This is a genomic window from Fenollaria massiliensis (genome assembly GCF_023347705.1).
Lineage (GTDB): Bacteria > Bacillota > Clostridia > Tissierellales > Peptoniphilaceae > Fenollaria > Fenollaria massiliensis.
In genome coordinates, this window is record NZ_CP096649.1 from 148,432 (window position 1) to 167,523 (window position 19,092).

Here is a 19,092-nt window from a genome sequence, read left to right on the forward strand (position 1 = left end):
AAGGTTATTTCAATAATTATAATACTATATTGAAATGAGGTGTTTATATGATAAAAATTTCAAATTTGCATAAGTACTACGGCACAAAAGACAATAGGGTGGAGGTATTAAAGGGCATAGATCTTGAACTTGAAGATGGCAAGATCATCTGCGTCTTAGGTCCATCTGGCTCTGGCAAGTCAACTTTATTAAATATTTTAGGTGGGATCGAAACTATTGACGAAGGCGATGTCAATGTATTTGATAAGGATCTTAAATCTATGTCAAAGAAGGCACTTGAAAATTACAGGCGCGATTACCTTGGTTTTGTTTTTCAATTCTATAATCTAATAAGCGACCTTAATCTTCTTGAGAATGTTCAAGTGGGTGAGTATCTATCGAAGGAGCCGCTTGATATAGACGAGCTTCTAAAGGACTTAGGACTTGATGAGCACAAGTACAAGTACCCAAACGAAATTTCTGGTGGTCAAGCGCAAAGAGCATCCATTGCAAGAGCTATGATTAAGAGCCCGAAATTACTTATCTGCGATGAACCAACTGGAGCACTTGATTATGAGAGCGCAAAAGATGTTTTGTGTTTAATCGAAAAACTTAATCAAAAATACGGCGCCACAGTCATCATCGCGAGCCACAACACACAAATTGCCAAGATGAGCGACGTAATTTTGTCCTTGCATAACGGCAGCATCAAAAGCGTAGAGAGAAATACAGAGAAAATCTCTGCAAAGGAAGTGACTTGGTAAATGAGATGCCCTATTAATAAACGTATTTACAGGCAGTTTAAATACAAGCCTTTAAAAGTCATACCCATCTTGCTAGCACTTACTTTTATAGTTGTCTTCGCATCGTCATTCTTCATTTCACAAGAATCAGTTGAAAAGCTTTATAATAAGCAAATAATTAATGGAAAAGTTGAAGATGGCGAGTTTGAAGCAATTTATGAGCTTAGCGATGAGGCAAAAGATGAGATAAAAGATTTTGGCGTAAAACTTTATGAAAATTATTATTTTGAAGAAGAAGTAGCTAGTGGTAAAGTTTTAAGAATTTTTAAAAATAGAAAAGATATAAACGAAGCACAAATATTTGAAGGTGCTTTGCCTAAAAAAGATGATGAGATAAACATCTCTGCTAATTATGCTAGAAATAATAAAATAAATATTGGTGATGAAATCACTATACAAAATAAAAAATTTAAAGTGTCTTCACTAGCATCCTTCCCTGATTACTCCTCAGCACTTAGAAATAGAAACGACTTGACCATGGACACAGGTCACTTCGGCATAGCGACTATATCTGAAGAAGCTTTTGACGATATGAAGGACGCTAAAGTGAAATATCTTTATTCTTATCATACAGATGAGGCTTTAAATAAAAAAGATGCGAGAGAAAAATTAAAAGATATAGTCAAGATAGTTAACAAGGATAATCTTGTGGTTGACGCTGTCACACGCTTTGACAACAAGTGCATCACCTACATTGCAGATGACATGAGCGGCGACGTACCTACAATGAGCATAGTTACAGCACTTCTCTTCATTGCAATCGCTTTCATTTCGAGCGCAGAAGTTAAATCCATCATCGAAGAAGAAGCGCCAATCATCGGAACTTTGCTTGCTTCAGGCTATAAAAAGAGAGAACTTCTTTTAAATTACATGGCAATGCCACTATTCATAGTAATAATTGCGTCAATAGCGGGAAATGCGATAAGTTATCTTCGTGTGTATAAAATATATGCAAATGTTTATTATCAATCCTATGATTTACCAGTATTTGAGCCATATATCACACTTCGCTCCTTCTTGATAACATCAATTATGCCACTAGTTTTGTATCTTGTGATCAACTACATCATCATAGCAAAGAGTCTTAAGATGAGACCAGTTGATTTCTTGAGAAAAAACTTTAAAAAGGCAAAAACAAGAAGTAGATTTAAGCTAAAAAATATGAATTTTATAAATAAATTTAAATTAAGAGTTATATTTGCAAATAAATTTAGCTACGTTTCCTTGCTTTTTGGCGTTTTTATAGCAAATTTATTACTCATCTTTGGCGTTTCAGCCAAACCCATATTTACAAAATATGCTGATGATATGCAAAATCAGATGAAATACGCACACACCTACATTGTCAAGAGCGATATGGATGATTTAGATGCGAGCAAGATAAGCTTAGTTAGCGTTGAGCTAGTCGATAGAGATGAGGAAAAAGTCCAAACTTATGGCATAGACACTGATACAAAATATGATGAGATTGATGTAAAAAGCCTTAAAGCTGATGAAGTAGTTATCAGCCTTGGTCTTTCAAAGAGATTTAACTATGAAATAGGCGATAAAATCAAGATTAGAGAGCCATACAATACAGAAGAAAAATATCTTGTTGTCAAGGACATAGATAAGACCAATAATTATTTCCAAATTTTTACAAAAAGAGAGATTTTAAATAAAATTATCGGTAAAGACAGTGATTATTACAACGCTTATCTTAGCGATAAAGAGCTAAAAATTACTAAAGAAAATCTACTTACACATATAGACAGAAAAGAAATGTCAAGATTCATGAGACACTTTTTAGATTCATTCTCAGCAGTTTTCATCATGATTCAGCTCGTTGCCGTAGCATTCTTCTTTATATTGATACTCATGGTAACAGAGCTCATCATAGACAAAGCCAAACTCAATATGACCTATCTAAAAGTTTTTGGATATAAAGATAAAGAAGTCGCGAAATTTTATGTAAATACAAGCTTTGCCATGCTAATAATATTTCAAATAATACTAATTCCAATCCTAGATAAACTCGTTAAATATTTTTATTTTATAGCAATGCAAAAATTTGACGCATATTTAGAAGTAACAGTACCAGTGAGAGTTTTTGTAACAAGCTATTTGATGACAGTTGTAGTCTTTATACTTTGTCAATGGATTGAGAGAAGGAAGATTAAAAGGATTGATATGGTGAAGGAGCTGAAAACTATAGCAGGATAATTATATAAGAGACCTTAAGTGGTCTCTTTTTATTAGGAAGTCTTTATCATCGCCACCATATCCATATCAGAAAAGAGGATTAACACAGGTAAATAAGAAAGAGTTAGAGGTATAAAATTCGAATAAAATTAAAATAATAGTATGATACTAAACGAATTTTTGAGTGAAGAAATATGAATAAATATTGCGTGCATGGTGAAAAAATAATATTGACATTTTGTATATAAAGATATATAATTTATACGTAATTTTGTGCTTAAAATTAGATATACGTTAGTATCATTATTGTACTTTAAGGACGGTTGATTTTGGAGAAAATATATAGAAGAAGCCTAGTTGCGTTTATTTATAATTTAATAATAATGATTTTTGGAGCGCTTGTTGCATTTTTAATTTCCGGAGTAATTGGAGGATATAAAGTTGCAATTATTATATCTTCTATCATCATTATTTTGGTTGTAATAAGTATATTTAGGCAATTGAGAACTAAAATAATTATAAATGGAAATGATTTATCGATAAACGATGGGAAAAAGGAATTTAACTATAATCTAAATGAAGTTCATATTTCTTCAGAACAAAGAAACAATGACTCGTTTTTCTTATATATTTATACAGAAGATGGTAATAAGGAAATGTTTGATTTATCTTCGCTAGGAAAAAGAAAATATAATGAACTTATTGGAGATTTAGGAGTGGTTGGAGTAAAAAGCAAAACAATTAAGTTAAATGATGTTAATAAAAATAATTAAAAAGGAGAATGAAAATGGAGAAATATTTAGAAGCATTTTTTTCAATGGGGGTATATGCCTATGTTGTGATTGCAATTTTTATATTAGCGTCTGTTTTTTCGTTTGTGTCAATTAAAATGAACAAAAATGCCTTGACTAAATGGTTAGCTGTACATCCTAATGCGGTGAAAATTGAGCTTTCTTCCGGAAATAATGTAATCACTCAAAAACAATTATATGCTAGAGTAATCAGTGGTGAAGCTGCTATTTTTAATGAAAAAGCAAAGTATATAGTTTGTGCAGATCCAGGAGATATTGTTTTAGAAGTAACTTACACATATACTAGACCTGGAGTGTTACATAAAAATGTTACTACAACATGGGGACCTGCAAAAGTGGAGCTTAATGTTGAAAGAGGAAAAGACTATTTACTAAGTTTTGATAAGAAAGAAGAACAATTTAAGTTATCTAGTAAATAATTATTTGATTGACTTGAGTTGAAGAAATAGCTATCGTTCAAAAATTTTGTATTAAAGATAGTTATCATTTAATATTATGTATCGGTTTAATTAACAGCAAATCAAACAGGTTTGCTGTTTTTTGCTGTTCAAAATAAGGCGTCAATAAATAAGAAAAGGTACTTGACAAAACGCTTCATGGGGAGAGTTTCCAGACGTAGAGGGCTGTCATGCTCAAGGCGATACTATAGATGAAATTATTGAAGATGCTACTTTAGCTTTAGAGATGCATTTATCTGAGATGCTTAAAGATGGTGAAAACTTAATCCGCCAAGCGATATAAAATCAATTAAAACTGATAAAAATTCTTTTGTGAGTATAATTAGAGCAGATGTCAACCTTAACAAAGGCAATAAATCTGTTAGAAAAACACTTACCATTCCATCTTGGTTAAATGACAGAGCCGGAGAGATGAATATTAATTTTTAAGAGACCAATTAAGGTCTCTTTTTTATATGAAAATTTTATATTAACATGCAATACTATAAATAAAATTTATAAATTCTTGTTATAAGAATATATTTGCGAAATACTATTGACATTTACAAGTTAGCGGTGTATAATTTAATAGTTAGCATAGACTAACAATATCATTTTCAAAAAGATGATGATGACTCTGAATCAATCATCACAAGTGAAAGATATAAAAACATTCAAAAGGATATGAAAGGAATTGTTAAAAAGTCAAGCGAAAAGAAGCTTACTTTATCTGACAAGATTGACAGAATTGTTACAAACAGATTCCTAGCTATCCCAATATTCTTGGCTATTATGTGGTTTATATATTATGTATCAATCTCTACCCTAGGAGATTATTGCATAGGCTTCATCGAAACTACTTTTGAAAACATTGGCGATTTCATAACTACAAAGCTTCCTGAATTAGGTGCTTCTGAACTTGTTACATCGCTAGTAAACGACGGTATCGTTCAACCTATAGGTTCGATATTTACATTTGTTCCGCAACTAATGCTACTTTTCTTCTTCCTTTCTTTATTAGAAGACTCAGGTATATGGCGAGAGTTGCCTTTATCATGGACAAATTATTTAGAAAATTCGGCCTATCTGGTAAGAGTTTCATACCTATGCTTATAAGTACAGGCTGTTCAATCCCTGGCGTTATGGCTACTAGAACCATTGAGTCTGATGCAGACAGACGTATGACTATACTATTAACACCATTTATTCCATGTGGAGCAAAATTACCAATATTCGCTATGTTTATATCCCTAGTATTCAATAACGCATCTTGGATCGCTCCACTTATCTATCTTATTTCAATGGTGGTTGTTATTATAGCAGACATAATTTTAAAACGCACTAATAGATTTAAAGGCGACCCTGCTCCTTTCGTTATGAAACTTTTCACATGTGAGTACTAGCATTTAAAACGTTGTTATTCACATGTGGGAAAAGAGCAGAAGCTTCATCATCAAAGCCGGAGCAGTTATCTTACTTGCTTGCTTAACACTTTTGTTCTTACAAAGCTTTAGCTTTAGACTTGAGTTCTTAGGAGACGCAATCGAAGACTCAATGCTAGCTAAGATCGGTAGTGCATTAAGATACATTTTCGTTCCTCTAGGTTTTGGTGATTCGTGGGCACCAGCTGTTGCTTCTATAACTGGCCTTGTTGCGAAGGAAGTTGTAGTTGCTACATTTGCAACTGTTGGTTCCAAGGCACCTATCTACTTCAGCTACGTTAGCGCTTTTGCATTCATTATCTTTACAATGCTTGCAGCCCCTTGTTTTGCAGCTATCGGTGCAATGAAAAGAGAGCTTGGTAACACTAAGGACACCTTATTCACAGCAGGCTTCCAAACAGGACTTGCTTATGTCTTAGCATTAATCGTTAACCAAGTTGGTAACTTGATCTTCTGCGGTACTAAGCTTACTGAAAAAGTTATGTTTGACTACGGTGCCGCTGAAGAGGCCTCAGAAGCAATTGATGTTAAGGGTAATCTAATTCTTTATGTATTACTTGCTTTAGTAGTAGTTGCAGTTGTTGGAGCAATTATCGCAAGGATTGAGCAAAGACAAAAATATAAGAAGGTGTCTTAATTAGTCCAGTTGATATAATTATAGTTGCTCTTGTTTTATTTTTTGCTTTCTTGGGTATAAAGAGAGTGAAAAATTCAATAAAACACGGCACATGCACTTGCTGTTCAGAGAAATGCGAGTGCGAAAAGAAAAACGCAGAGCTTCAAAAAGGCTACGAAGAGTGGCTTAAGAAGAAAAATGAAAAAAGAAGCTTAATTAAATATCATATATGAAGAGCCGGTTTGAGCCGGCTTTCTTCATATAATTATTTTGTTGTTCGGCCGTATAATTAAAAAATCTTTTGAAAGAGGGAAAAAGAAATGAAGAAAGAAGTATTAAACGCATTAAACGAACAAATTAACTTTGAGTTATACTCAGGTTATATTTATCTAAACCTTTCCATCGCTATGGAAAGAGAAAACTACAAAGGTTATGCAAAATGGCTTGCTAATCACTACAAAGAAGAATTAGCTCATGCTGATCAATTCATCGAGTTTATTCAAAAACGTGATGCAAAACCAGAATTAATGCCTATCGAAATGAAGAAATTTGATGTAAAAGAACCTTTAGAAGTAGCTAAGATCATCTTAGATCATGAAAAGAAAGTAACTGAAAGAATTTACAAGATTCATGACGTTGCTAAGAAGAGCGATGACTATGCAACTGAAATCTTTATGCATCAATTTATCAATGAACAAATCGAAGAAGAAGAACTTGCTCTTGATATCGTAGATAATTTCACACTTGCGGGCGATAACATCGCAGCAAAGATTACTATAGACAGAGAACTAGGATCTAAATAGTTTTATTTATACGGCTGGATATATAGGGGGGACTTATGGTCCCTCCATTTTTAAAATCGAATATCCAAAATCGTTCTTTTATGTAAATTTCTTGCAAAAATTATCTTAAAGAGTTATAATTATTACGAGAGATGAAATATTTTTATATATAAAGGAGGACAATATGCAAAAATCAATTACAAAAGATGTTCTTGCTAAGTTCAAAAAGTCTTATGATGAAGATTTTAGCAAGGCAGCACAAAATATGATAGCATCTGCTGGCATTATGGACGCTTCCATAAATTATGCAAAGCTTAACAAAAACCCAGATGTTTTCAAAAAAACTATTAAGATAGGTAAGATGACTAACCAAAGACAATCTGGCAGATGCTGGATGTTTGCTGGTCTTAACACTATCAGAGTAAATATGATGAAGAAGTTTAAGCTTGGTGATATTGAATTTTCACACAAGTATCTATACTTCTTCGATAAGCTTGAAAGAGCTAATCAATATCTTGAAGACGTTATCGCACTTAAGGATAAAGATCTTGACGATAGGCTAAATAGAGGCGTTGTCTTCTATGCTGCTGATGACGGAGCTTGGTGGACAACATTTGCAAGACTAATCAGCAAATATGGTATAGTACCTGAATATGTTTATCCAGATACAGCTGATGTTATGAGAACTGACAGTTTAATCTTTGTTTTAGACAAAAGATTAAAGATAGCTGCTAAAGACATTAGAAATGCAAAGACTGATGAAGAGATAGACGAGATTAAAGACAAGGCACTTAAAGATGTTTACAAGATCACAGCCATCGCTTTAGGTGTACCTCCAAAGAGATTCGACCTTATCCTAAGAGACAAAGATAACGAACTTATTGAGAGAAGAAATATCACAGCTATTGATTTCTACAGAGAATTTATGGATGATGATATGAATGAATACGTTGAATTAGGTAACTATCCTGGCAAGGGCAAGGAAGAAAACAAGGTTTATGAAAGAGATTTCATTCAACAAAGACTTGGCGGTTCACTAAAGTATCTTAACGTTTCAATGCAAAGAATGAAGGACATAGTCCTATCTATGCTTGATGAAGACGAAGTTATATGGTTTGCATGTGACGTAGGTAAGGACTCATTCGTATCACGTGACGGCGACGGAACTGGTCACCTTGTATATAATTTACTTGACAGAGACAGTTTATTTAATATTGACACAAAGCAAACAAAGGTAGAACGTATGGAAACTGAAGAAAGCGCTGCCACTCACGCCATGGTTATAGTTGGCTACGACAGAACTGATGAAGGACTTAAATTTAGAGTAGAAAACTCTTGGGGCGAAAAAGCAGGCATCAGAGGCTACCTAGTTATGGACGAAGCTTGGTTTGATAACTACGCCTTCGAAATCATTCCAAAGAAAAAATACCTAAACGCACAAGAGCTTGCAGCACTTGATGAAGAAGCAATCAAGCTAATGCCATGGGAGCTATAGGAGGTAGAAGATGAGACAATTAAGCACAGATAAATTATATGAATTAGAAAAAGAATTTTTAGATGACAAGAAAAATATCGTTGCAATGAACGCTGCAGTTCAAAGCGGTATCAGAAAAGTAGCGACAGACATTAACAAAATTAAAGAAAATCCATATAAGTTTAATATTGATATCAATAACGGTGATGTATGTAACCAAAAAGCATCAGGCAGATGCTGGATGTTTGCTTCACTAAACTTTATGAGAAATGTCATCATTAAAAAATATAAATTAGAAAATTTTGAATTATCACAAAGCTATCCATTCTTCTTTGATAAATTAGAAAGAAGTAACTACTACTTCGAAACAGTTATCGAAAAGGCAGATGAACCGATAGAAGATAGAGTAATGCAATATCTTATGGGCGACCCACTATGTGATGGCGGCCAATGGGATATGTTTGTAAACATTGTTAATAAATATGGTCTTGTGCCAAAATATGTTTATCCAGAAACAATCGCTTCATCAAATACAAGGGAGCTAAATAAGTACCTTTCAAAGATACTTAGAAAAAATACAGTTACTTTAAGAGAAGCAATTAAAGAAGGAAAGAGCAAACAAGAAGTAAATGCACTTAAAGAAGCTGCTCTACAAGACGTATTTAATGTGTTAACAGCAACACTTGGCAAGCTTCCAGAAACATTTGATTTCATTGCACATGACAAAGACGACAAACTTATCGAAGAAAAGAATTTAACACCACAATCTTTCTTCAAAAAATATGTTGGACTAAATCTTGACGATTTCGTTTCAATCACAAACGCACCAACAAAGGATAAGCCATTCAACAAGACATTCACAATCAAATACCTTGGCAACATCGTTGAAGGCAAAGAAGTTAAGCACCTTAACCTAAAAGTTGAAGACCTAAAGAAAGCCATCATTAAGCAATTGCAAGACGGTATGCCAGTTTGGTTCGGCTGCGACGTAGGTAAAGATATGTATAGAGGCGAAAAAGACGACAAGAGAGCAACACTTGCTAAAGACGTCATAGATTACGAAACACTATTCGACATCGATCTAGAAATTTCTAAAGAAGATGGTCTTGATTATGGCTACTCACTAATGACACACGCCATGACATTTACAGGCGTTGAAATGGATGGCACTAAGCCAGTCAGATTCAAAGTCGAAAACTCATGGGGCGACGACTTCGGCTACAAAGGCCACTTCGTTATGAGTGATGCATGGTTCGATAGCTTTGTATATCAAGCCGTAGTTAATAAGAAGTACTTGACTAAGAAAGAACAAAGTGATTACGAGGCTAAACCGGTTGTATTAAAGCCTTGGGATCCGATGGGATCATTAGCATAAAATTTTGCGTTAAAATTGCATCTTGCGCTCGTTCCTTCCTTAGCAATGCTCACGTACCATTAGTACGCTGCGCTTGCTTCGTTGGTCCACTTCGCGCAATATATCAATTTTTCCAGCAAAATTAGTACAGAAACTATTCGTTGACACTATATAAAATAGCAAAATATATTTTTAGAGATCAAAGTTAATCTTTGGTCTCTTTTTCGTGCAAACTTTGTTGAGTGACGGATCGTTTACACGATAAAAAATTGATTAAAATAATTTTAGATAGCAAAGATAATTTTTGCTCTCTTTTTTGCTTCGTCGGCCCACTTCGCTCAATTATATCAGTGCGAAGCACTAAGGTTCTCGCACATTTATGTGCGAGGTTCTTCTTTTTCGTGCAAACTCTGTTTGGCGATGATTCGTTGACACGATATAAAATTTTAATAAAAATACCATTAGAGAGCAAAGATAATTTTTGCTCTCTCTTTTGCTGTGTCTGTCCGCTTCGTACAATCAATACGTTTGACAGCGGGCCTATAACTGTTTGCTTATTGTTACAATTTAATGCTTAAGTTTATAGGTTGATTATTTCTCTTTTGCACATACCTAAGATATAGGCGTTAAAAGATACCTGTATTATATACGGTACAGGTATCTTTGTTTCTGATTAATTTACAGTTGAAAAACTATAGAGAATATATTTCTCTAACCTTATCAACTAATGATTTTACCATTCCTTCAGAAATAATTCCTTTAAAACTTTCATTATTCGCTATTGTTTCCAAGTAAAAGCTAACAATCATATCGTCACTTCTATTTGGATTAGTTGATAACAATAAATTTTCATCAAGCCATTCATCTATTTGATTAAAATACTCATCGCCTCTTATCTTAAACGTTTTTTCCTTGCTCTCTATTAGTAGGTTGAGTAATTTTTCTACATATTGACTAGCAAGTTTGAGATTATTATCGTCAATATAGTGCGTTGCTAAGGATAAATAGAAGTTTAAAACGATGGAAACATTAATCTGGGTAAGATTAAAAGTTTCTATTAAATCCTCCACTCTTTCCAAGGTTTCGACCCAATCCTCATCATGCAAACTGCTCTTCATCATAAGAAGAGTGATTAAATCAGTTATGTTCTTATAAATCATTATTTGTAGTTTTTGATCTACTTCATCTTCCTTCTTTGTTTTTAAATAAGCTGAAGCCACTAAACAATCTTTTGATATAGATAGCATGTCCGAAGATGGCAAAACATTTAATGCTTCTTCCGATTTTCCTAAACTAATTAAACAGGCTGCCCTCAAGCTCAATGATTGTTCTTTTAATATAGAATCTTTAGAATGCTCGCACACTCTTTTTAGTATATTATTTGCGTATTCTAGATATTCCTCTTTTTTTACATCATCAGTTGCTAAATCACAATGGTTCAAAATAAACAAAGCCGTATAGTATAGTAGTTCAAAACAAGAATAGTATTGTTTAATTTTAATTTTTATATCTTCCAGGATACAATCCATATCTGTATCAGTGACACGATTTTCTAAGTCTATATAAAATTTTTGAATTTGAACTGAAGATAAATCTGGATCATATCCTATTAATTCATCCACACTTATATTAAAGAAAGTGGCAAGTTTTGGTAGAAGTAAAATATCCGGATGGCTTTGACCTGTCTCCCATTTTGATACGGAAGCCTTTGTTACCATCATGAATTCTGCTAATTCTTCCTGAGTTATGCCTCTTTCTTTTCGCTTCTGAAGAATATTTTCTCCAATTTTTAACATGATATTTTACATCCTAACTGATTTGCTTTTTGTTTATTACAGCAATCGAAATTACAATGCACAATATAAGCAAAATACTGCCTGTAATAATCGGTACATAGTAGTCATCATATCCTATTCCTTTTATAAGGTTCACAGGCTTTCCTATCAATGCAATAGGCATGTATTTAACAATTTCATCTCGAATAGATAATATAAGTTGAATCACAATCCCAGCAGACGTTAATATTAATGTACCTATAACATTTCCTGAAATCACTCCAGCTAATATCTCTAACGATATTAAAAATAATCCAAATATAAAAGGAAGCAAGGCTGCCATAAGTATATTTCTAATAGGAAATGAAATCCCGAAAAAGTACTTTGTGTAGAAATAAGTTAGTATAAATGAGCAAAAGTAAGCAATAAACCACAAAATAAAATTATAAAAAATCTTCGATAGCACGACTTGATACCTTGGCAGTCCCTTAGATAATAAATTAGTCAAGGTTCCCTTTTGGAATTCATTCGCCATTTGAGTGCTTAATATAATTGCTAATCCAAACATACCTATTTGACTAATGTTTTTAAAGAATTGTGTCCAAGAGTCAATTTCTGATGGCGGTGCTACGTTAATATCTATATTTCCTGTAGCTATGGATTGAAGTATCATGGGAGTTAATTTTGCTGTCAGAGGACTTATTAACCCGATGAGCAAGAACAGGATAAAGGTAGAAATCATTTTTTTAGTCCTGGCACCTTCAATAGCTTCTTTCTTTAATAGAGATAAAAATATTCTCATGCTTTCGTCACCTCCATAAAAATATTTTCTAATGTAGGTTCTTCTATTTTTATTTCTATAGGAAATATGTTTAACTTATATAGCTCATATAAAATATCAATATCTTTTAGTTGATTCTCTTCGTCTGTTAAGTATAAAGTATCTCCTTTTTCATTTGTTACCAGATTTGAAAATTTATCTAGTGACTTAAATGCCTTTAGTTCTTTGTCAGACTTAAATCTGATTTTAATTGTGTTTTTCCTCTTTATATTTTTTAGTTCATCTATCGAACCTTCTAGTACATTTTTCCCTTTATCAAGAACCACAACATGATCACAGATTGCTTCAACATCCGATAAAATATGTGTGGAAAAAATAACAGTCGTAGAGTCTTTTATCTTTAATATGATGTCTAATATCTCTTTTCTTCCTAGTGGATCTAGGGCAGATGTGGGTTCATCACATATTAATAATTTGGGACTATTTAACAAGGCTTGGGCAATACCCAAGCGCTGTTTCATACCTCTAGAATAACCACTAATTCTTTTATTGACATCTCTTAATCCCACCAATTCTAAAAGTTCCACACTCTTGTTTTCGATTTCATTTTTACTAAGACCAGTTATAGCCCCACATAGATTCAAATATTCCTTTGCTGTCATATAACCGTAAAATTCAGGAACATCTGGAAGATACCCTATAAATTTATTGGTTTTTGACTGACCAAAGCTTACTTCTTCTCCAAAAACTTTAATGGAACCTTCATCCTTTTTCAAAAATCCTAGAATCATTTTCATTGTCGTAGTTTTTCCGGCACCATTTTTGCCTAAAAAACCAAAGATTGTGTTTTCAGGAATCGACATGGATAATCCATTAATAATCGTATTTTTACCAAAGGATTTATGAAGATTTTCAATTTTTAATGCTTCCATTATTCTTCCTCCCTACCTATTGTTAAGTATAGGATAGGTCCAATAATTTGGATAAAAATAACTATTAAAATCCACATAGTTCTGCTTCCAAATTTATATCTATCGTGTTTTAAAACATGACTTAAGGAATAAATCATAAGTCCAATTTCTAAAATAATAATAGGTATAAGTATCGGCAAATATTCTCTAATAATATCTGTCATTTTTAACCCCCCTTTATTTATATATATTATATCATTTTACTTAATCAACCGTCAAGAAACTATTAATTAACTTATTTTATTTTTATCAACTGAAAAGAAACTCTACTTTGTTTTATTATATATAAAAATAGCCTGCACAAAAATAAATTGTATTCAAACTTTTGCGCTATGTTGGATAAGAGGAAGATTACGAGCGACTGACGGAGGTGTACATATTAGTACTTCACTAGGAAGAAGCGAGCAATCTGTAAGATTAACTAAATCTGTGATAACGTCGTTCCATATTTTTTTGATATCTGAAAATAAAGCCTAAATAGCAAATTGAACTTCATCCTTCTCGGTCAGTCCACTTCGCCCAATCATATCAATGCGAAGCATCAAGGTTCTCGCACTTTAGTGAGAGGTTCTTCTTTTGCCTACAGAATTAAATTACATCGATGAACAACTTAGCCCATTCATATCACATGGAAGCCGTCGCAGTCTTGTCAAGAAAATAAGATGATGGGTCATAAGACTGTTGAAACCAATGGCTTTTAGGATTTCAGAAGAAATCTTAAAAGTCATTTTTCTATTTGAAAAATACCTTGTGAGAACATTTTAAGTGTAGATTATTGTAGGGTGTGTAGACACTATGTATATTTTAGGGGGAGTTAACAGGATGGACCAGGACTTGACAAGTAAAATAATCAGTAAAATATTGGATATAACAGCTTTTATGAAAGCTTAAGATTACATAAAAATACCAGAGAAGGTAAATATTGAAGTCTTTGCAAGGCTATCAGATAAAGAAAGAGATATCTATGAGAACTTAAAACAAACGAAGACCTTAAAGAATGGAATCAAGGTAAAATTCCTGTAGCCATTACTCATCCAGCATCTGCTGGTCATGGACTTAATCTACAAGCTGGATATGATTAGTACACAGTTCAGAAAAGAGTGAATGAGATGGTTCAATATTAAATAAATGATGTTTGGCATATCTAATTTTATATAATTTCAATCTCTATAGTTTGCGTGGATATCTATCAGCATACTTGACAAAATCCGACTGTTATAGTATACTATAGCTAATATTAAAAGGAAAGGTGGGAAAATTGTGAAGTTATTTCTTCAAGTGTCTCCATTGGCAACTGCCAAGGCACAATGTATTTGCAGTCAATTTTTGATTGTCTAAAAAAATTAAACATTTTGAAAGGAGAAATAATGGAAACAATAGTATCCGCTTTATTAGTTTTTGTCTCTACATCAATTGACTACTTAGTTGTTTTGACTATTTTATTCGCCAGTCAAGGCAAGAAAGGTTTGAAATCAATTTATGCAGGACAGTATTTAGGTACAGGACTGCTTGTTCTGGTTAGTCTTATTGCCGCTTACTTTTTAAATTTTATTCCACAAGATTGGATTATCGGACTCCTTGGTCTAATTCCACTAGGTCTTGGTATAAGATCAATTTTTGTGGATGAAGATATTGATGAAGAAGATATCGAGGGAAAAATTACCAGAGATGGATCAAAAATCTTAGCATTTACAAGCTTAACAGTGGCAATGGGTGGAGATAATTTAGGAATTTATATTCCCTATTTTACAGGAAAGAGTTTGATTGAGATTAGTATAAGTTTAGTAATATTTGCGTTAGGTATTTTAGTTCTATGCAAATTATCTCAAAATCTCGCCTCAATTTCTGCTATCGGAGAAACTGTAGAAAAGTACGAAAAAATAATTGTACCAGTCGTGTTTATTGGACTCGGTCTCTATATATTGATTGAAAATGGAACGATTAATTATCTCATTTCCCTAATCACAAGTTAATAGTTATTTTTATATTTCAGACCTATTAAAGGAAATCTTTAGTAGGTCTTTTTTTGTTTACTTAAAATTCTCTTATCTGTCCAAAGAAATATGAGAAGGAAGAATTGTGTAGGATGTTAAAAATAAGTGTTAAAATTCTCCTTTAAAACCTGAAATATTTATTAAAAACTATTGCCAAGTTTACTTGGCATATGTTACAATATAAATACCAAGTAAACTTGGCAAAAGAAAAAAAGGAGGACATATATGAACAGAGATGAAATTTTAGCAAGAAGTCGTCAAGAGTATAAACATAACGATGAGATGATGCTTGACGTTTTTAAAAAAGCAGGTGAAGTTTCTAGCCAAATCGGGTTGGCTGTTGCTGTCATACTATTCGGAATTGAAGCTTTTTTCTACAATTCTTATAATTATGGAATACTATGTATTTATTTTAGTATTGAGGCATCGAAAAATCTTGTAATGTATGCAAAACTAAAAGAGAAAAAGCAATTGTTAATGGGATTGCTTATGTCGGTTGTAGGAATTGCCTTATTTGTAGCTAACATTATAACATTGAAGTAGTGATAATCATGGATGATAAACTAGTTTTAAAAAATTATTTAAAGAAAGTTAGAAAAGAAAAAGGCTATTCACAGCAGCAGTTAGCTGACGAAGTTGGTGTTTCAAGAAATACTATTAGCTCAATTGAAACTGGTCAATTTTGTCCAAGTGCTAAGTTAGCTTTGATACTTTGCATTGCTTTAGAAAAGAAATTTGAAGATCTTTTCTATTTTTAGACAAATTTAGTTAAAGTAAAATCTCCCTACAGAAGACAATATAGTTTTTTGAAGGGAGATTTTATATTTAAGTGTTAGAGAGTATTTATGGGTATATAGTTAATATAATATTATGAATTATATTGATTACGAGGGAGGATATATGATAGATATTTTGAAAAAATCGTTGCTATTTAAAGGCATGAAAAGTGAAGAAATTGAAGATTACCTAAACTTCGCAAAGGCCAGCGTGAAAAATTTTAAGCGTGGAGAGAGTGTATTCATTGCTGGTGATTATGTAAAGGAGCTTTATATCTTACTATCTGGCGAGGTTACTGTTGAGAACATCACTCAGAGCGGTAAAAAAACTATAGTCAATGTCTTTGATAAGCCTGGTACTGTATTTGCTGAGGTGTATCTTTTTATAGATGAACCTTTGCATCACTATGCTAGCGCTACTAAAGACACTTCGCTTCTTATTATAAAGAAAGATTTTATTGTAAGTCAAGAAGATAATTATAAGATGATAATAAATAATATCATTAGCATACTTGCAAACAAAGCCTACTACCTAAACAAGAAGCTTATGATATGCACGGCTAAGTCTATTCGTAACAAGATTATCAATTACCTTCTGATTATTGACGAGGGAGGCTTTATTAAGCTGCCATTTAACAAGACTGCCTTTGCAGAATTTTTAAGTGTACCAAGGCCATCTCTATCAAGAGAGCTGTCGCAGATGAAAGCTGAGGGGCTTATCGAAGAAAGGAATAATAAAATATATTTTTCTAGAACAAAGCTAGAAGATTTATTATAGAAAAAAACCATTGAACAGAGTTTATCTGAACAATGGTTTTCTTTTTGTTAAATATTCTTATGCGAAGAACTTTGCTAGATCTTCATCAACACTTGAGTTTGGAGCTATGCCAAATTTTTCTACTAATATATTAACTACATTGTCGCTTAAGAAAGCTGGTAGTGTTGGTCCAAGGTGTATGTTTTTTACGCCAAGTGAAAGCAGTGCAAGTAAGACTATGACAGCTTTTTGCTCGTACCATGCGATATTGTAGACTATAGGTAAGTCATTGATATCATCAAGGCCAAAGGCATCCTTAAGTGCTAGCGCTATCATTGCTAAGCTGTAAGAGTCGTTACATTGACCTGCATCCAATACTCTTGGTATACCTGCTATGTCTCCGAGATTAAGCTTGTTGTAGCGATATTTTGCGCAGCCAGCAGTTAGTATTACAGTATCCTTTGGAAGTTTTTCTGCAAATTCTGTGTAGTAGCTTCTTCCTTTTTGTCTTCCATCGCAGCCGCCCATGACAACAAATCTTTTGATTGCTCCTGATTTAACTGCATCTACAACTTTGTCTTTAAGTGCAAGAACTTGATTGTGTGCAAAGCCACCTACTAGTTCGCCTTCTTCGATTTGAACAGGCGCCTTGCATTTTTTAGCGTGTTCAATGATTTCTGTAAAATCTTTGTGACCGTTTTCATCAGCTACGATGTGCTTGCATCCTGGGAAGCCAGCGGCTCCTGTTGTGTATATCCTATCTATATAATCAGTTTTTGGTGGCACTATGCAGTTAGTCGTAAATAGTACTGGTCCATTAAACTTTTCAAACTCTTCTTTTTGCATCCACCAGCTATTGCCATAATTACCTATGAAGTGCTTGTACTTTTTAAACTTCGGATAGTAGTGTGCAGGTAGCATCTCTGAGTGAGTGTAAACATCAACACCGCTTCCTTCTGTTTGCTCTAAAAGCATCTCAATATCCTTTAAGTCGTGGCCGGATATAAGTATACCAGGCTTATCACTAACGCCGATATTAACTTTTGTGATCTCTGGGTTACCATAAGTTTCAGTGTTTGCCTTATCAAGCAGAGCCATGGCCTTAACGCCGTATTCACCAGTTTTCAATACTGTTTCATATAGCTCGTCAATTGGAATTTCTACATCTATAAATCTTGCAAGTGTTTCTTGGATAAAGATATCAATACTTTCATCATCATAATTAAGAGTGTTAGCGTGCTTCATATACGCACTCATACCCTTGATACCGTATGTTGCTAGCTCCTTTAGTGATCTTTGATCTTCATCTTTAGTTACTAAAACACCGACTATTTCTGCTAAAGCCATAAGCTTAGCTCTGTCCTTGTCAGAGTAAAGACTTAGCTTGCGTAGCTTAGATTTATCATTTAATTTAGCTAGTAGTTCATCCTTAGCTTCAATAGTTTTTACGACTTGATCAAGTATCATGTCTAAGTCAAAATTTGCATTGGTAATGGTGATGAACATGTTGTAAGTAACCATGTGATTGTACTTTTTATCTATAGTGTAGTTTTCACCTCTAAGATTATTTAAAACATCACAAAGTAGTTTAGTAGTATAAACAAGTAGGTCTTGCGCGCTGGCAACATCCGCCTTTTTACCGCAGACACCAGCCTTAGTGCAGCCTTTGTTGTTTAAAGTTTCTTGACATTGGTAACAAAACATAATTTTCCTCCTTTAATTTTTCATTTTCTATTTTGTCTATATTGTATACTTAAGAAAGTCTTCTTTCTGTAACATATCTTACACTATAAAAAAATTTTAGAATAATACTTATAAAATATTAATATCTTTTTGTGCTTGAATTTTTTCTTCTAATTATCTAGCAAAGCAAAAAATTGATTTTGAAAAAACTATGTAATTGGTTTTTATCAGATCAAAACTAACTTTTGCACATCGAAAAGTGTTTTCCTTCGCTTGCTCGTCTACAAAAACTGATAATTTCTAAGCTTGTTCACCTGTGAGCCCATATCCGTTCGCTTCGCTCAGCTAGATGGTCTCACGGGCGGCTCACTTCGCAAAGAAATTAAAACAGTTTTTTCCGAAGGCTGCGCTCGTGAAAATCACTTTTCTCACTATTGATTAGATCGAGCGCGAAAGTTCTAATTATTGACAATCA

20 protein-coding genes and 1 pseudogene are annotated in these 19,092 nt (G+C 33.2%); 16 read left to right on the forward strand and 5 right to left on the reverse strand.

The window, feature by feature from the left end; translation table 11 throughout:
* Positions 1-47 precede the first annotated feature (47 nt).
* From M1R53_RS00635 to M1R53_RS00690, 12 genes and pseudogenes are all read left to right on the forward strand, one after another.
* The gene (locus tag M1R53_RS00635) at positions 48-743 is read left to right on the forward strand and encodes an ABC transporter ATP-binding protein (RefSeq protein WP_249242711.1); all 696 of its coding nucleotides are present in this window, start codon (positions 48-50) and stop codon (positions 741-743) included.
* Positions 744-2,984, forward strand: coding sequence for an FtsX-like permease family protein (locus M1R53_RS00640; RefSeq protein WP_249242712.1), 2,241 nt, complete (start codon positions 744-746; stop codon positions 2,982-2,984). It begins immediately after the preceding gene.
* Between the two features lie 308 nt (positions 2,985-3,292).
* A complete protein-coding gene (locus tag M1R53_RS00645; protein ID WP_249242713.1) occupies positions 3,293-3,736 on the forward strand; it encodes a hypothetical protein in 444 nt (147 codons plus the stop codon).
* 14 nt (positions 3,737-3,750) lie between these two features.
* Positions 3,751-4,194: a hypothetical protein gene (locus M1R53_RS00650; RefSeq protein WP_249242714.1), complete on the forward strand. Its 444-nt coding sequence runs from the start codon at positions 3,751-3,753 to the stop codon at positions 4,192-4,194.
* A 196-nt stretch (positions 4,195-4,390) separates the two neighbouring features.
* Positions 4,391-4,516 (forward strand): annotated as a pseudogene (locus M1R53_RS07615) (type II toxin-antitoxin system HicB family antitoxin); the annotation flags it as partial.
* A gap of 380 nt (positions 4,517-4,896) precedes the next feature.
* Positions 4,897-5,328 (forward strand): hypothetical protein, encoded by a 432-nt coding sequence (locus M1R53_RS00660; RefSeq protein WP_249242715.1) that lies wholly within the window; start codon positions 4,897-4,899, stop codon positions 5,326-5,328.
* Entirely contained in the window at positions 5,268-5,615 is a 348-nt protein-coding gene (locus tag M1R53_RS00665) for a nucleoside recognition domain-containing protein (RefSeq protein WP_249242716.1), read from the forward strand. The genes M1R53_RS00660 and M1R53_RS00665 overlap by 61 nt, the downstream gene beginning before the upstream one ends.
* 22 nt (positions 5,616-5,637) lie before the next feature.
* Positions 5,638-6,291 (forward strand): nucleoside recognition domain-containing protein, encoded by a 654-nt coding sequence (locus M1R53_RS00670; RefSeq protein ID WP_249242717.1) that lies wholly within the window; start codon positions 5,638-5,640, stop codon positions 6,289-6,291.
* Positions 6,292-6,356: 65 nt separating this feature from the next.
* On the forward strand, positions 6,357-6,503 hold the full coding sequence (locus M1R53_RS00675) for a hypothetical protein (protein ID WP_249242718.1): 147 nt from the start codon (positions 6,357-6,359) through the stop codon (positions 6,501-6,503).
* 87 nt (positions 6,504-6,590) lie between these two features.
* Positions 6,591-7,073, forward strand: a complete 483-nt coding sequence (locus M1R53_RS00680) for a ferritin (protein ID WP_249242719.1) — start codon at positions 6,591-6,593, stop codon at positions 7,071-7,073.
* A 163-nt stretch (positions 7,074-7,236) separates the two neighbouring features.
* Entirely contained in the window at positions 7,237-8,547 is a 1,311-nt protein-coding gene (locus M1R53_RS00685; protein WP_249242720.1) for a C1 family peptidase, read from the forward strand.
* A 10-nt stretch (positions 8,548-8,557) separates the two neighbouring features.
* Positions 8,558-9,901, forward strand: a complete 1,344-nt coding sequence (locus M1R53_RS00690) for a C1 family peptidase (RefSeq protein ID WP_249242721.1) — start codon at positions 8,558-8,560, stop codon at positions 9,899-9,901.
* Between the two features lie 671 nt (positions 9,902-10,572).
* Here the strand turns inward: M1R53_RS00690 and M1R53_RS00695 are convergent.
* The 4 genes from M1R53_RS00695 to M1R53_RS00710 are packed head-to-tail and all read right to left on the reverse strand — an operon-like array spanning position 10,573 to position 13,571.
* A complete protein-coding gene (locus M1R53_RS00695; protein WP_249242722.1) occupies positions 10,573-11,676 on the reverse strand; it encodes a helix-turn-helix domain-containing protein in 1,104 nt (367 codons plus the stop codon).
* Between the two features lie 13 nt (positions 11,677-11,689).
* The gene (locus tag M1R53_RS00700) at positions 11,690-12,457 is read right to left on the reverse strand and encodes an ABC transporter permease (protein ID WP_249242723.1); all 768 of its coding nucleotides are present in this window, start codon (positions 12,455-12,457) and stop codon (positions 11,690-11,692) included.
* Positions 12,454-13,368 (reverse strand): ABC transporter ATP-binding protein, encoded by a 915-nt coding sequence (locus tag M1R53_RS00705; RefSeq protein WP_249242724.1) that lies wholly within the window; start codon positions 13,366-13,368, stop codon positions 12,454-12,456. The genes M1R53_RS00700 and M1R53_RS00705 overlap by 4 nt, the downstream gene beginning before the upstream one ends.
* Positions 13,368-13,571: a PLDc N-terminal domain-containing protein gene (locus tag M1R53_RS00710; protein ID WP_249242725.1), complete on the reverse strand. Its 204-nt coding sequence runs from the start codon at positions 13,569-13,571 to the stop codon at positions 13,368-13,370. Before M1R53_RS00710 ends, M1R53_RS00705 begins: the two co-directional genes overlap by 1 nt.
* A 1,203-nt stretch (positions 13,572-14,774) precedes the next feature.
* On the opposite strand from M1R53_RS00710, the gene M1R53_RS00715 reads away from it, so the two are divergent.
* The 4 genes from M1R53_RS00715 to M1R53_RS00730 all read left to right on the forward strand — a co-directional run bounded on the left by M1R53_RS00715 (position 14,775) and on the right by M1R53_RS00730 (position 16,955).
* Positions 14,775-15,380, forward strand: a complete 606-nt coding sequence (locus tag M1R53_RS00715) for a CadD family cadmium resistance transporter (protein ID WP_019214217.1) — start codon at positions 14,775-14,777, stop codon at positions 15,378-15,380.
* Positions 15,381-15,626: 246 nt separating this feature from the next.
* Complete coding sequence (locus tag M1R53_RS00720) at positions 15,627-15,944, forward strand: DUF6442 family protein (RefSeq protein WP_249242726.1); 318 nt, start codon at positions 15,627-15,629, stop codon at positions 15,942-15,944.
* A gap of 8 nt (positions 15,945-15,952) precedes the next feature.
* Positions 15,953-16,159: a helix-turn-helix transcriptional regulator gene (locus tag M1R53_RS00725; RefSeq protein ID WP_085839719.1), complete on the forward strand. Its 207-nt coding sequence runs from the start codon at positions 15,953-15,955 to the stop codon at positions 16,157-16,159.
* Positions 16,160-16,301: 142 nt separating this feature from the next.
* Positions 16,302-16,955: a Crp/Fnr family transcriptional regulator gene (locus M1R53_RS00730; protein ID WP_249242727.1), complete on the forward strand. Its 654-nt coding sequence runs from the start codon at positions 16,302-16,304 to the stop codon at positions 16,953-16,955.
* 57 nt (positions 16,956-17,012) lie between these two features.
* On the opposite strand, the gene hcp is transcribed toward M1R53_RS00730, so the two are convergent.
* Positions 17,013-18,638 carry a hydroxylamine reductase gene (hcp, locus tag M1R53_RS00735; protein WP_249242728.1) on the reverse strand — a complete coding sequence of 542 codons (1,626 nt, stop codon included), beginning with the start codon at positions 18,636-18,638 and terminating at the stop codon, positions 17,013-17,015.
* Positions 18,639-19,092 lie beyond the last annotated feature (454 nt).